Consider the following 15,062-nt stretch of genomic DNA (forward strand, 5'->3'; position numbering starts at 1 on the left):
GTCGCCATGGGCGCCAATCTCACACGCAGAAATGCCCATCCGTGAGTTTCCAAACAGGCTCTAACTGACGGCATTACAACGTCCGCCACTGAACCAGCAGTCATATACTCGAGCGACAGACAAACACGATACCGCTATATTCCAGCTACCCGGATGAAACTCCGCACCCGTAAAACGAAAAATATTACGTTGAACATTGCAAGGCTGCTTGCAGGCAGGAGACGAGAAAGCGTGTAAGTCGTGGATGCGGAAAACCATAGTAACATGCAACAAGACGCCGCGTACACCACTCGAGGTTTCCGCGGCGTCACCACCATTAGCGCATGTTCACCCTCGTTGAGAGATGCGGTGGAGCGTCAACCAATTTTCAGATAACCGCCTCTCCTACAAGCGGCCAAGAACGATCAGGACGACCAGAACGATGACGATCAGGCCAACGCCACCGCCAGCGCCGTAGCCCGTCCATGGGGTGCCATACCACCCGCCATACCCGCCAAACGTGCCCAGAAGCAGCAGGACGATGATCAGAAGTACGATGATATTCATGGCGTGGAATCCTTATCGACGGCCCTGATTGCGCCATCGTTTCGTTATCACGCCCGCAACGCCATTTGGTTTGATTGAGAGCGATTGAAATCCCACATTTCGGGTCGAATGACGCTTTCCCGCCACAGTGCTTAAATGCCCGCCATGCCTTCAAAACCCGGTCCCCGGCTCAATGGGGCGGATCCGGATAGTGGATTATTCCAGAACCCTCCCGGACCAGACGTTTCTCCCGGAGGGCGTTCGACCGCCATTGTCGTGAATTGCCACACCATTCCACGCGCCCCGATCTGATCCCACGAGGCGTCCCTGTGACAGGCCGCCTCCGAAAAAAGCATCGCTCAGGCTCTTTGCGCATCGGCAGGCGAGTGCTTGTAATGCAAGACCCGCAAGGGCGAAAAGGTCCGAGGAACCTGCATGACGCGCAAGTCTTTCCCCGGCCAGTCTCGCGGGCCATCTGTTCCTGTCGAGCCGTGCTGGTATGATCACCAAAACGCATATATCCTGGCCAAAACGGAGCACGGCATTGCCACTGGACCGGTCCCATCTGTCAGTCATCAGGGAGATCACGCGCGCGGGGTCGCTCACAGGGGCTGCGGCCAGTCTCAATCTGACACAGCCCGCGCTGAGCCACTCCATACGCAAGCTGGAGGACCTGTTGCAGGTCGAGATCTGGCGTCGCGAGGGCCGCAAGCTTGTTCTGACCCCGGCCGGAAGAATCCTTCTTGCCCTTGCAGAGCGGGTTCTGCCTCAATTCGAACAGGCCGAAGACCGGCTTGGCCAAATGGCCAGAGGTACATCCGGCAAACTGCGTATCGGGATGGAGTGTCATCCCTGCTATCAGTGGCTCCTTCGCGTCGTCGCCCCTTATCTCGATCTGTGGCCTGGTGTCGATGTCGACGTCCGGCAGAAATTTCAGTTCAGCGGAATCGAGGCGCTCTTCACGCACGAAATCGACCTGCTGGTGACACCGGACCCCTTGCTCAAACCCGGCCTGCACTTCACGCCGGTCTTTGACTACGAACTCGTCCTCGTGGTCGGGCCCGGGCATCCTCTCACCGGGGTGCCCCTCATCGAGCCAAAGCATCTGGCTACCGAAACGCTCATCACCTACCCGGTCCCGATCGAGCGGCTGGATGTGTTTACGCAGTTTCTGCAACCCGCCGGGATCAGCCCCCTCCATCACAAGCCCATAGAGACAACCGACATCATGCTTCTCATGGTCGCGCATGGGCGTGGCGTTGCCGTCCTGCCGCGCTGGCTCGTCGAGGAACAGGGACATAATTTTGCCCTGCAACCGCTCCGGCTGGGCAATAAAGGCATTCAGAAGCATATCTTTCTCGGCCAGCGCGAGAACGATGGTGATATCGCCTATCTTCAGGGTTTCATCGATCTGGCCAAGCGGCCGGATGCGAACTCCCAGGATCGCACTTCACCCGCCACGCCTATGAGATTCCTATAGGGAGCGGCGCTCGCTCCTCTGTCATCCCTACGCAGGGGCGCCGGATAATACCTCCCTCTCAAGGGAGCCCCGTTTTCATGCTCGATATCGTTTATGCGTCACTTGGCCTGTTCGGCTTCGTGCTCTGCCTGGGCTTCATCTCGGTCTGCAAAAGGATCTGACATGACGCCCGATCTCGTTCTCGCCGGTATCGTGACACTCGGCCTGCTGGCCTATGTCACCGCCGTGCTCCTCCGGCCCGAAAGGTTCTAACCATGACCCTTTCAGGCTGGATCACCATCGCCGTATTTTTCCTCTGCGTTGTCGCGATCACGCGTCCACTCGGAGGATTTCTCAAGCGCGTGCTCGAAGGCGAACGCCATGGTCTCGCGCGCCTTCTCGGGCCGCTGGAGCGGGGCACCTATCGCCTCGCCGGGATCGACCCGAACCGCGAGCAGTCGTGGTCGCATTACGCGCTCGCCGTCATTCTGTTCAAGATCTTCTGCTTCATTGCGGTCTACGTGCTGCTGCGTCTGCAAGGCGTATTGCCGTTCAACCCCTCCGGGCTCGGGGCCGTAGCGCCCGATCTGGCGTATAATACGGCGGTCAGCTTCCTGACCAACACCAACTGGCAGAGCTATGGCGGCGAGACGACCCTCAGCCCGCTTAGCCAGATGCTCGCTCTCACCGTTCAGAATTTCGTCTCCGCAGCGGCAGGTATTGCCATTGCGGCAGCCGTCATGCGCGGTTTTGTCAGACGCAGCGCATCGACCATCGGTAATTTCTGGGTCGATCTGCTGCGCGTCACGCTTTACGTGCTGCTGCCCGGCTGCGTCGTGCTCACGCTGTTCTTCGTGCTCGAGGGCGTGCCGCAAACCCTCGCAACCGCTGCTTCCGCTCTTACGCTCGAAGGCGGGCATCAATCCATCGCGCTCGGTCCCGTGGCCTCTCAGGAGGCAATCAAGATGCTGGGGACGAATGGCGGCGGGTATTTCAACGTCAATTCCGCCCATCCTTTCGAAAACCCGAATGCGCTGACCAATTTCGTGCAGATGCTGTGCATCTTCGCACTTGGTGCCGGGCTGACCAACATGTTCGGTCGCATGATCGGTCAGGAGAAACAGGGCTGGGCCATTTTCTCGGCCATGGCGGCGCTCTTTCTCATCGGCGCGGGTGTGCTCTACTGGTCCGAAGCCCATGCCAACCCGCTCTTCGCTTCCCTCGGTCTCGATGGCACGCTGGGGAATATGGAAGGCAAGGAAACGCGCTTCGGCATTGCGGCTTCGGCACTTTTCGCCACGGTAACCACCGACGCCTCCTGTGGGGCGGTCAATGCCATGCATGAAAGCTTCCTGCCGCTTGGCGGCATGGTGCCGCTCATCAACATGATGCTGGGTGAGGTGATCTTCGGCGGCGTCGGTTCCGGGCTCTACGGGTTTCTGCTTTTCGCGCTCATCGCGGTCTTCATGGCCGGGCTGATGGTCGGTCGCACACCCGAATATCTGGGCAAGAAGATCGAGGCGCGCGAAATCAAGATGACCATGCTGGCCGTGCTCTGCCTGCCGCTCGTCATGCTTGGCTTCACCGCGCTTGCTGTCGTTCTGCCCGCCGGACTCTCGGCGCTCTCCGCAAGCGGACCGCACGGTTTTTCCGAGGCGCTTTATGCCTATACCTCGGCGGCAGCCAATAACGGCAGCGCCTTTGCCGGGCTTACAGCCAACAGCTTCTGGAACGTGACGCTTGGCATCGGCATGATGATCGGGCGCTTCTTTGTCATCATTCCCGCTCTGGCCATTGCAGGGTCGATGGCCGCCAAGAAAACAGCCGCCCCGACGCCTGGCACTTTCCCGACCGATAATGGCCTATTCATCGCGCTTGTTGCCGGGGTGATCGTGATTGTCGGTGGTCTGACCTTTCTTCCTGCACTCGCTCTTGGGCCGATTGTCGAGCATCTCGCGATGCTCCACGGCACCACTTACTAAGAGGCGCCCGTCTCATGATTTCCTTTCCTTCGCCTGCGCCCTCGCCGGAAACAGAGCCGGCGGGTGTTCCGGAACGCCCCACATTGCGCGCCCGATCGGGGGTGCTGAGCGCGGCGCTCATTCTTCCCGCCATGGTCGAGAGTCTGCGCAAGCTCGACCCGCGCGTGATGGTGCGAAATCCGGTCATGTTCGTGGTCGAGATCGTGACCCTGCTCACCACGATCCTTCTGCTGCGCGATCTTTTCAAGGGCGTGCCGCATACAGGGTTCGCGCTCCAGATCACGCTCTGGCTGTGGTTCACCCTGCTTTTCGCCAATTTCGCGGAAGCTATCGCCGAAGGGCGGGGCAAGGCCCAGGCGGACTCCCTGCGTCGGACCCGTACCGAAACGCGGGGCAAGCGGCTTCTCCCCAATGATGCGGGGGGGTATTCCCCAGCCGGTCTCTATGAGGAAGTCCCGGCACCTGAACTCGCTGTGGGCGATGTGGTGCTCGTCGAGGCGGGCGATTTCATCCCAAGCGATGGCGAGGTGATCGAGGGGATCGCCTCAGTCGATGAATCGGCGATAACCGGAGAATCCGCACCCGTCATTCGCGAGAGCGGTGGCGATCGCTCGGCCGTCACGGGGGGCACACGCGTTCTGTCCGACTGGGTGATCGTGCGAATTACCGCGGCACAGGGTTCGACGTTTCTCGATCGCATGATCGCGCTGGTCGAAGGGGCGCAGCGTCAGAAAACCCCGAACGAGATTGCGCTGACCATCCTGCTGGCAGGCATGACGCTCATCTTCATCATCGCCGTGGCGACCATTCCCTCCTTCGCGCATTACGCAGGCGGGTCGATTTCCGTCATGGTGCTGGTCGCGCTGTTCGTCACCCTTATCCCCACCACCATTGGCGCCCTGCTCTCGGCCATCGGTATTGCAGGCATGGACCGTCTGATCCGCTTCAACGTGCTCGCCATGTCGGGGCGTGCCGTCGAGGCAGCGGGCGATGTGGATACGCTGCTTCTGGACAAGACCGGCACGATCACCATCGGTGATCGTCAGGCCTGCGCCTTCATCCCGGTCCCCGGCGTGACCGAGCAACAACTGGGCGACGCCGCGCAGCTCGCCTCGCTGGCGGACGAGACTCCGGAGGGGCGTTCCATCGTCGTTCTGGCCAAGACCCGGTTCGGGCTGCGCGGTCGCGAGCTCAATGCCACGGGAGCGCATTTCGTCCCCTTCACGGCCCAGACGCGCATGAGCGGTGTCGATATCGGGACGCGGCAGATCCGCAAGGGTGCCGTAGAGAGCGTGATCGCCGCGGCAGGCGAGCAACCCGGCGCCCTCGCCCAGATACGCAGCATCGCGGATGGCATCGCCCGACAGGGCGGCACGCCGCTTGCGGTGATGGATGACGGTCGCCTTCTGGGCGTCGTGCATCTTAAAGACGTGGTCAAGGGCGGCATACGCGAGCGCTTTGCCGAATTGCGCCGGATGGGCATACGCACGATCATGATCACGGGTGACAACCCGCTGACCGCCGCCGCGATCGCCGCTGAATCAGGCGTCGATGATTTCCTCGCCCAGGCCACGCCCGAAGCCAAGCTGGCGCTGATCCGCAGCGAGCAGGAATCGGGCAAGCTGGTGGCCATGTGCGGTGACGGCACGAACGATGCCCCTGCGCTCGCGCAGGCCGATGTGGGCGTAGCCATGAATACCGGCACCGTGGCTGCAAGAGAGGCCGGGAACATGGTCGATCTCGACAGCGATCCGACGAAGCTGATCGAGATCGTGGGGATCGGCAAGCAATTGCTCATGACGCGCGGCGCGCTCACCACTTTTTCCATTGCCAATGACGTGGCCAAGTATTTCGCCATCATCCCGGCCATGTTCGTCGGCTTCTATCCGGCGCTTTCGAGCCTCAACATCATGCACCTGGCCACGCCTGAGAGCGCCGTGCTCTCGGCCATCATCTTCAATGCGCTGATCATAATCGCGCTCATTCCGCTGGCCCTGCGCGGCGTGCGCTATCGTCCTGTCGGTGCGGCGGCCCTTCTGCGTCGCAATCTGCTCATCTACGGCGTGGGCGGTCTGATCGTACCCTTCATCGGGATCAAACTGATCGATCTCGTCGTGACCCATATCGGTCTGGTCTGAGGAGACCCCCCATGGTCCTTTCCCAGTTGCGCCCTGCGCTCGTCCTGTTCCTGCTTCTCTCCCTCCTGACCGGTATCGTCTATCCGCTTGGCATGACGGCGCTGTCGGGTCTGATCCTGCCCGATCGTGCCGCAGGCAGCCTTGTCTATGACCGTGGCCGTGTGATCGGCTCTTCCCTGATCGGCCAGGATTTCGCGAGCCCGCGCTATTTCCATGGACGCCCCTCGGCGACGATGGGCCCTGACCCCAGGGACAGCAGCAAGACGGTCGCCACACCCTATAATGCCGCGGCCTCTCTCGCCTCGAATGCTGGCCCCACCTCGAAGGCGCTTCTCGACCGGGTGACAGCCACGACCAATGTGCTGAAGTTGGAGAACCCCGAAGCTATGGCGCGGGGCTGGCGCATTCCAGTCGAACTGGTCATGACCTCGGCCAGCGGGCTCGATCCGGATCTGTCGCCTGAAGGGGCGCTGTTTCAGGTCCTGCGCGTGGCGCGTGCACGCGGGCTGGATGAAGAGCGCATACGCCATCTCGTTCTCACCAGCATAAGACAGCCGCTACTCGGGTTTCTGGGGGAACCCCATGTGAATGTGCTGGCGCTGAACCGGGCGCTCGATAGACTGGCTCAATGAGCAGACAGGATTATGACCGGCCCGATCCCGACGCCCTGCTGCGACAGGGCTGTGGCGACCAGAAAAAGGGGCGGCTCAAGATCTTTCTCGGCGCTGCTCCGGGGGTCGGCAAGACTTTCGAGATGCTCAGCACCGCGCGCCAGTTGCTGCGTGAAGGCGCGGATCTTGCCATAGGCGTTGTCGAGACCCACGGCCGTGCCGAGACGAAGGCTCTGGTCGGAGGCTTACCTGTCATCCCGACTGCTGCCGTGGCTTATCGGGGGCAGATCCTCCAGGAAATGGATCTAGACGCGATCCTGATCCGCCGCCCTGCTCTGGTTCTGGTCGACGAACTGGCGCACAGCAATGCGCCCGGGTCGCGCCATCCCAAACGCTGGATGGATGTCGAGGAAATTCTGGCGGCAGGGATCGATGTCTTCACCACGGTCAATATCCAGCATGTTGAAAGCCTGAACGACGTCGTGGCCTCGATCACCCGGGTGCGGGTGCGCGAAACCGTCCCGGACCGGGTGATCGAGACTGCCAATGAGCTCGAACTTGTCGATCTGACGCCCAACGACCTTTTGCAGCGTATGCGCGATGGCAAGATCTATGGTGCCCACACCGCGGGTCGCGCCATGCTGCATTATTTCTCGCCGGGTAATCTGACAGCGTTGCGTGAACTTGCCCTGCGTCGAACTGCCCAGCAGGTCGATGCGCAGTTACTCGACCATATGAAGGCCAATGCCATTTCCGGCCCTTGGGCCGCTGGAGAGCGTGTGATGGTCTGCCTGACGCTCGAGGAGGGCGATTCCGGGCTGATGCGCTACGGCAAGCGTCTGGCGGATCGTCTTCATGCTCCCTGGATCGTCCTTCATGTCGAGACCAGCCGTGACCTCACCGACGATGCCCGGGCGCGCATGGCGGCCCAGATGCAGCTTGCCCAATCACTCGGAGCAGAGACGGTCACCCTGCCCGGTCACGATATAGCGCTCGATGCGCTGGCCTATGCCCGCGCCCAGAACGTGACGCAGATCGTTGCGGCCCATCCGGCAGGCACGGGATGGATGGGCCGGCTCCGGCAGTTGCTCGGACGATCGACCACAGAACGCCTCATCCAGCGCTCGGACGGGTTTCCCGTGCATGTCGTACCGCGCTCGGGCGAGGCACCGGCGCATCGCATACGCGAGGCCCGCAAAACCCGTCTTTCGCCTTATCTCGCCAGCAGCGCCATTGTCATGGCAGCTCTGGGGCTGGCCCTGCTGCTGAGGCAGGGTTTCGAGGTGAGCAATGTGTCTCTCGCCTTTCTCACCGCCATACTCGGCGTGGCCGTAGCCTATGGTCTGGGACCCTCTCTCTGGGCCTCCATTCTGGGGATGCTGTGCTTCAATTTCTTTTTTCTCCCGCCGCTCTACACCCTGACCATCGCCGCCCCCGATAATGTGGTCGCCCTGTTCTTCTTTTTCGCGACAGCCCTCATCGCTGGCAATCTGGGCGCGCGGGTACGCAGCCAGGCCGTTGTGGCCAGACACCGCGCGGAGACCACCCAGTCCCTCTATCGTTTCAGCCGCATGATCACGGGCATATCGACGCTTGAGGATCTGCTTTGGTCAGTCAGTCAGGAGATTGCCCGTCTGATCGATTGCCATGTGGTTCTGCTCCTCCCGGATGCCGGAGCGCTTGCCATACAAGCGAGTTCGGATGTGGAAAAACCCCTTGGGGAAGACGATTTTGCCGCTGCGAGCTGGGCCTGGAAACATAGTCGCATTGCAGGCAGAGGATCGGATAACCTGCCCGGTGTGCGCTGGCTGTTCATTCCCATGCGGACCGTGCGTGGACCTGTGGCGTTGATCGGCCTCAACCGCACGCGCGACGGGCGGTTGCTCGATGCCGAGCAACAGGGAATGCTCGATGCCCTTGCCGACCAGGCAGCCTCCGCCATCGAGAGCATTCTGCTCACCCGCGATCTGGATCGTGTGCGTCTGGAAGCGGAGACGGACAGACTGCGCGGCGCGCTCCTGACCTCGATCTCCCACGATCTGCGTACACCGCTTGCCTCCATTCTCGGTGCGGCGTCGAGCCTGCGCGATTATGGCGAGGTTCTGGGCGAGGAAGGCCGAAGCGATCTGCTCACGACCGTGACTGATGAAGCGGAGCGTCTGAACCGCTTCGTCGGCAATCTGCTGGACATGACCCGGCTGGAAGCCGGTGCCCTGCCCCTGCGTCATGACAGCGTGGATTGCGCAGAAGTCGCCGCGACCGCGCTTTCTCGCGCCTCGCGCCTGCTCGAGCATCACCGCGTGCGCCTCGACGCCATGCCGGACCTGCCCATGTTACCTCTGGATGCGGTTCTGCTGGAGCAGGCTCTGTTCAATATCCTCGATAATGCGGCCAAATACACCCGCGAGGGAACGGCGGTGGTGATCAGCCTCAGGACGGATGACAGCCACCTGACCATTGCTATCGCGGATGAGGGGCCAGGCTTTGGCGACCGTGATCCCTCGGCGATTTTTGGCAAATTTACACGCTTTGCCGCTGCCGATACGACCCGCGCAGGAACCGGGCTAGGTCTTGCCATTGCACGAGGTTTTGTTGAGGCGATGGGAGGCCGTATAGAGGCTTCTAACCGCTCTGAGGGTATAGGGGCTGTGTTCGCGCTGCGCTTTCCCCTCCATGCGGTGCCTGCACGCACCCTGTCTCTGCTCCCGTCAGAAGAGCCTTTGCCATGAGCGATCCGACCCTTCTCATCGTTGACGACGAACCCGCCATCCGGCGTCTGTTGCGCACCACCCTGACCAGCCAGTCCTGGCGCATCGTGGAGGCGGGCTCGGGGGAGAATGCACTGCGTGTGGCGTCGGAAACCCATCCGGATCTGGTCCTTCTCGATCTCGGCCTGCCCGACCGGGACGGGATAACGGTGCTCAGGCAACTCAGGGAGACACGTCCAACCCTGCCTGTGGTTATTCTCTCTGTCCGTGATGACGAACAGGGCAAGGTGGCGGCGCTCGAGGCCGGAGCGGATGATTACGTGACCAAACCTTTCAGCATGGCCGAGCTCGTGGCACGCCTGCGCAACGCCCTGCGCCACGCCTTGCAGCAGGAGGGGACGACACCCCTTTTCATCTCTGGCGATCTGCGGGTCGATCTGGTGAAAAGACAGATATTCCGCAGCGAAACGGAGCTTCGCCTGTCACCGCGTGAATGGGATATCGTCAGAATGCTCGTGCGCTATGCCGGGCGCGTTCTCACGCACAAGACAATCATGAGCACGCTCTGGGGACCGAATGGCGATGTCCAGCAGCTGCGCGTCTATATTCGCCAGATCCGCCAGAAACTCGAACAGGATCCCGAGAGACCACGCCACATCATCACCGAGACCGGCATTGGTTATCGTCTCGTCCAGCATGAAGCCGATGCCTGACGCCCCGGCCTGACAAGGCAACCTGTGTCATCAGGCCCGGTCCACGAGGACCGGGTCTTCGGCGGTGGGCGCGGAGAACCCAAATCTGAAGGCTGTGCCTCCGGTTCCCGTGCGACAGACGTCCCGGCGTGAAGACGGCGCGCCGCAAACACACGATAGAGCGCCTCTCATCCTCGGCGTTTCGCTTCTACAATGACCAAGAGAAGCGGCCCGGGATCAGTAATATTCTTCCAACACTTGCCACCGTTCAGGAAATATTTTGAGGGGCCCTCAAAATATTTCTGAAATCCGAAAATGCGCCTCGCGACTATCTGAAAGCGAGGATCGGTCACGTGATTGACCCGAAACGGCCACGTTTCTGCCATCAAAGAATCGTTAATTGCGAATTGACTCTCATAACGAAATTGTGATCATGTCATAACGCACCGTGTGGCGCGGGATGCCGCCGGGGCATGGAGATACGAGATCATGAAGCGTGTCGAAGCGGGAACGTTTCTGCAGAGATTCATGACCCATACATTCGAGGGTGACATGGCAGACAGGTTCCGAAAGAGAGCGATGCTCAATCTGTTGCTGGCCGGTTCGATGGTCGCAACCTTTGCAGGACACAAGGCCCACGCTCAGATCACGTCGCAGGCGCTGCGTGAAGCTCTGCGCGTTGCCCCCCGCCCGGGCATGATGCCTCATGGCGCGAAACTCTATCCCGGCAGCTCGCTCAGCGGCGTCCCGGGGTTCCCCCTTCCCTCAATCCATACCCAGCAGGCCTATGACCCGCAGGAAGCCTACACGGCCAAATGGACCCGTGCGGACGCCATGCAGATCAAGGCGCATTCCGACACCTCGGTCGGTGCGGGTCAGAACTCGCTTCCGCAGCAACTCGTCATGCCCGATGTCCCGGCCGATTTCCCGGCGACCAACCCCGATGTGTGGGTCTGGGATACCTGGACGCTGATCGACAAGAAGGCCACGCAGTTCAGCTATAATGGCTGGGAAGTCATTTTCTGCCTCACCGCCGACAAGAATGCCGGTTACGGCTTCGATGACCGTCACACCCATGCCCGGATCGGTTACTTCTATCGCCGCGCCGGTATCCCTGCGAGCCGACGCCCGACCAATGGTGGCTGGATCTATGGTGGCCATCTGATCCCGGAAGGGGCTCAGGAGCAGGTCTTTGCAGGCACCACCTACACGATCACGGCAGAATGGTCCGGCTCGATGCGTCTGCTCGATCCGACGAGCAACAAGGTATCGCTGTTCTACACCGACATGGCGTTCAACCGGAATGCGGCGGGGCAGGACATCACCCCGTCACAGGCGGTGATCACGCAGAGTCTCGGCCAGATCCATGCCGATTTCAACCATGTCTGGTTCACGGGCTTCACCAAGCACACCCCGCTTCTGCGTCCTGATGGGGTGCTCTACCAGAACGGTGCGCAGAACCCCTATTACAACTTCCGCGATCCGTTCACCTTCGAAGACCCGAAGCATCCCGGCACCAATTATATGGTGTTCGAGGGCAATACTGCCGGTCAGCGCGGCGTAGCGAACTGCACCGCCGAGGATCTGGGCTATCGCGCCAATGATCCTCATGCCGAAACAGTCGACCAGGTTCTCGCAACCGGTGCCTATTACCAGAAAGCCTCGATCGGCCTGGCGATCGCCGAGGATTCCTCGCTGTCGAAATGGAAGTTCCTGCCGCCGCTCATCTCGGCAAATTGCGTGAACGACCAGACCGAACGTCCCCAGATGTATATCAAGGACGGCAAGTACTACATCTTCACGATCAGCCATCGCACGACCTATGCGGCGGGCGTCGATGGTCCTGATGGTGTGTATGGCTTCGTCGGCAATGGCATCCGCAGCGATTTCCAGCCGATGAACTATGGCAGCGGCCTCATGCTCGGCAATCCGACGGACCTCAATGAGGCAGCGGGTACCGATTACGATGCCAACCCCAACCAGAACCCGCGCGCCTTCCAATCCTATTCGCATTACGTGATGCCGGACGGGCTCGTGGAATCCTTCATCGATACTGTTGAGGGCCGTCGCGGTGGCGCGCTGTCGCCAACCGTCAAGGTACGCATCCGTGGCGATGCTTCGATGGTCGATACGCGTTATGGCAATAACGGTCTTGGCGGGTACGGCGATATCGCTGCAAACCGCGCCGATATCAATATTGTCGGGTTCATCCAGGACCTGCTGAGCCAGCGCACGCAGTTTGGCCCGGACGTCAACATGCGTATGAACGCGTTCCTCGCCACGCCGCAATAACCCTGTTATGGCCTGTCCCTCACGGGGCAGGCCAGCCTGCTTTCGCGACGCTTCCCCTTTGCAACAGGTGCGCATGTCCCGACCCCCGGACCGGTCTCTTCTCCATCGCTTCCGCCATCGCCTGGCCCTGATGGGCAGTCTGGTCTTCCTCGCCGGTGCCTTCTGCGTTCTGCCTGCTCGTGCCTCATCCGACTCACTTCAGCCGCGCTCCACGCCGCAGTGGCGGCCTGCGCTTCACTTCACGCCGCAAGCCCACTGGATGAACGACCCGAACGGTCCTTTCCTGGTCGATGGCGTCTGGCATCTTTTCTATCAGTACAATCCACGATCTATGGTCTGGGGTCACACCTCCTGGGGCCACGCCACGAGCCGCGATCTCGTTCACTGGCAGGAACAGGCCATTGCCCTGCCCGCCACATCCGGACGCGATATCTTTTCGGGATCGGTTGTGGTCGACACGGCCAATCGCTCCGGTCTAGGCCTCAAGGGCATAGCGCCGCTCATTGCGCTCTATACCAGCGTCTACACCGGTAATCCGCGTCATCCCGATGGCACCCAGGCCCAGTCGCTTGCGTTCAGCCGCAACCGCGGCCAGACATGGCAGAATCATCCTCTCGATCCTGTTCTGACCCTTTCACCGGACTCCAGACAGTTCCGGGACCCGTCTCTGACCTGGTATGAGCCTGGTCGGTTCTGGGTCATGACCACCGTGGTCGCCGACGCACAGATAGTGAAACTCTACCGCTCGACTGACCTGATCCACTGGGATTTTCTGAGCGATTTCCAGCCTCCCGGCTATCGAAAGCCGGGAATGCTATGGGAGATGCCAACTCTCATGAGCCTGCCGCTTGACGGGCATCCTGAAGACCGGCGCTGGGTGATGATTGTCAGCGTCAATCCCTGGAGTATCGCCGGGGGGTCAGGAGTGGAATATTACACCGGGCGTTTCGATGGCACCCGTTTCACGAGCGACAGGCTGCCGCCGGATGGATCGGATCCCGCCGCCTATCACTGGCTCGACCATGGAGCGGATAATTACGCCGCCATACGCTTTGCCAATACGGGAGATGCCCCGCCCTGCCTGATCAGTTGGATGAGCAACTGGGCCTATGCCGATACGGTGCCGACGGCACCATGGCGCGGGCAGATGACCCTGCCCGTAACGCTTTCTCTTCGGACACTGAACAACTCACCCCATCTCTATCAGGCGCCTGCGCCGGATTACGCGCTTTTTGTCCGGAAACACCCCGCGCAGTCATGGCTCCGCCAGGACCTTGCCACCAACGGGGTGTGGCGTCCTGCGATGCGTCACAGCGTGGCTGACATCACTTTCACCCTGCGAGGCGCCGGATCGGGCCGGAGCGGAATTATCCTGCGAGAGTCCGAAGACAGGAGACAGGGAACACGCCTCAGTTATGATTTTGGATCGAAGCTCCTGACGCTCGATCGCACGCATTCGGGCAATACCGGGTTTTCAGACCGTTTCAGCCTGGTTCATGTGGCCCATCTGGACCCTGAAAAAGGCGCTGTCACCCTGCATGTCGTGATGGATCGCAGCTCGATCGAGGTCTTCGCCAATGACGGTGCCCTGCGCATGACCGACCTGATCTTTCCGGACCGAGAAAGCGATCGTCTGTCCTTTTTCGCAGAGGACGCACCGGCGACTCTCGAAAACCTGCGCATCACAGGGCTCGATCCCTGATGGAACGATCAGGGTGCCAGCGACTGGAACAGACGGCGCGCAGAACCGAGCACGCGCTGCTGATAGGCAAGATTGAGAGCCTGGGTATGGGAATGATAATTGCCGACCGCGCGCATGAGATCACCATGCGCCTCATTGAGATAAAGGCGCATGATCGCTCCTGCGGCACTGATGTTGTAGCAGGGCTGGTTCAGCAGATTGCGATAGACGACGTCCGGCGATGCATGCGTGAAACGGGCAATAGGGCCGACCCAGAGCGTGTTGACCTGCATGACACCCAGATCGTCCGTTCCGTTGCTGTTATGATGGATCACGCCGTTACGTCCGTCCTCCACACCCAGAATGGCGGGCAGGACACGGGGCGGCAAATGGTAGAGCGACGCGACAAAAATCATGCAGTTCGCATAAGCAACCGCCATACTACGCTACACTCCTCTCCCATACGGGGTTATTCATGTCGGAATCGAATCTGATGGGCGTTACAGACACGCTAGCACAGCCGCCTCGTGACAGCATGGCCAAAACGGGCGAGGCGGAACGGAATGAAGCCGGTTTCACCCTGCTCGAATTGCTGGTCGTCATCGCCATTCTGGGACTTCTGATCGGTCTGGTGGCGCCAGCAGCCCTCAGACAGCTTGGCGGTGCCCGCAATTCCGTGGCCCATCAGTCCATCCAGAGACTGGGTGAGGTGCTCGATCTCTACAGGCTGGACATGGGCAATTATCCCAGTACCGAGGACGGGCTGCATGCTCTCATCGAGCGCCCTCAGGGAGCGGATAACTGGAACGGCCCCTATCTCAAGGACGGCGCGGACCCTACCGATCCGTGGCACCACCCCTATGTCTATCAGAGCCCTTCAGAGCGCCCGGGACACGAATATGATCTCTGCTCGAAAGGCGCCCATGACACCACCGATCGCGCTGCCATGATCTGCAATCCCTGAGCGAGGCGGG

The 15,062-nt window shown here is 60.8% G+C and carries 12 protein-coding genes; 10 read left to right on the plus strand and 2 right to left on the minus strand.

Going from position 1 to position 15,062, the window contains the following annotated elements; genetic code table 11:
• Positions 1-384: 384 nt before the first annotated feature.
• The gene (locus tag AA0535_RS06740; RefSeq protein WP_264815177.1) at positions 385-546 is read right to left on the minus strand and encodes a DUF3309 family protein; all 162 of its coding nucleotides are present in this window, start codon (positions 544-546) and stop codon (positions 385-387) included.
• Positions 547-1,069: 523 nt separating this feature from the next.
• On the opposite strand from AA0535_RS06740, the gene AA0535_RS06745 reads away from it, so the two are divergent.
• The 9 genes from AA0535_RS06745 (at position 1,070) to AA0535_RS06785 (ending at position 14,109) form a co-directional block, all read left to right on the plus strand.
• Entirely contained in the window at positions 1,070-2,005 is a 936-nt protein-coding gene (locus tag AA0535_RS06745) for a LysR family transcriptional regulator (RefSeq protein ID WP_264815178.1), read from the plus strand.
• A 162-nt stretch (positions 2,006-2,167) separates the two neighbouring features.
• On the plus strand, positions 2,168-2,257 hold the full coding sequence (locus AA0535_RS06750; protein WP_127103195.1) for a potassium-transporting ATPase subunit F: 90 nt from the start codon (positions 2,168-2,170) through the stop codon (positions 2,255-2,257).
• Between the two features lie 2 nt (positions 2,258-2,259).
• Complete coding sequence (gene kdpA, locus AA0535_RS06755) at positions 2,260-3,966, plus strand: potassium-transporting ATPase subunit KdpA (protein WP_264815179.1); 1,707 nt, start codon at positions 2,260-2,262, stop codon at positions 3,964-3,966.
• 14 nt (positions 3,967-3,980) lie between these two features.
• Positions 3,981-6,104, plus strand: a complete 2,124-nt coding sequence (kdpB, locus tag AA0535_RS06760) for a potassium-transporting ATPase subunit KdpB (RefSeq protein WP_264815180.1) — start codon at positions 3,981-3,983, stop codon at positions 6,102-6,104.
• A gap of 11 nt (positions 6,105-6,115) precedes the next feature.
• Complete coding sequence (gene kdpC, locus AA0535_RS06765; RefSeq protein ID WP_264815181.1) at positions 6,116-6,736, plus strand: potassium-transporting ATPase subunit KdpC; 621 nt, start codon at positions 6,116-6,118, stop codon at positions 6,734-6,736.
• The gene (locus AA0535_RS06770; RefSeq protein ID WP_264815182.1) at positions 6,733-9,444 is read left to right on the plus strand and encodes a sensor histidine kinase; all 2,712 of its coding nucleotides are present in this window, start codon (positions 6,733-6,735) and stop codon (positions 9,442-9,444) included. The genes kdpC and AA0535_RS06770 overlap by 4 nt, the downstream gene beginning before the upstream one ends.
• Positions 9,441-10,136: a response regulator gene (locus tag AA0535_RS06775; RefSeq protein WP_264815183.1), complete on the plus strand. Its 696-nt coding sequence runs from the start codon at positions 9,441-9,443 to the stop codon at positions 10,134-10,136. The genes AA0535_RS06770 and AA0535_RS06775 overlap by 4 nt, the downstream gene beginning before the upstream one ends.
• Positions 10,137-10,667: 531 nt before the next feature.
• Positions 10,668-12,407 (plus strand): glycoside hydrolase family 68 protein, encoded by a 1,740-nt coding sequence (locus tag AA0535_RS06780; RefSeq protein WP_306310229.1) that lies wholly within the window; start codon positions 10,668-10,670, stop codon positions 12,405-12,407.
• A gap of 73 nt (positions 12,408-12,480) precedes the next feature.
• The gene (locus AA0535_RS06785; protein ID WP_264815184.1) at positions 12,481-14,109 is read left to right on the plus strand and encodes a glycoside hydrolase family 32 protein; all 1,629 of its coding nucleotides are present in this window, start codon (positions 12,481-12,483) and stop codon (positions 14,107-14,109) included.
• Between the two features lie 8 nt (positions 14,110-14,117).
• Here AA0535_RS06785 and AA0535_RS06790 read toward each other — a convergent pair whose 3' ends face one another.
• Positions 14,118-14,528, minus strand: a complete 411-nt coding sequence (locus AA0535_RS06790) for a lytic transglycosylase domain-containing protein (protein WP_264815185.1) — start codon at positions 14,526-14,528, stop codon at positions 14,118-14,120.
• A 95-nt stretch (positions 14,529-14,623) separates the two neighbouring features.
• Here AA0535_RS06790 and gspG point away from each other — a divergent pair, with 95 nt between their 5' ends.
• Positions 14,624-15,052, plus strand: coding sequence for a type II secretion system major pseudopilin GspG (gene gspG / locus AA0535_RS06795; RefSeq protein WP_264815358.1), 429 nt, complete (start codon positions 14,624-14,626; stop codon positions 15,050-15,052).
• Positions 15,053-15,062: the final 10 nt, after the last annotated feature.

It is taken from the genome of Asaia krungthepensis NRIC 0535, from assembly GCF_025995175.1.
Lineage (GTDB): Bacteria > Pseudomonadota > Alphaproteobacteria > Acetobacterales > Acetobacteraceae > Asaia > Asaia krungthepensis.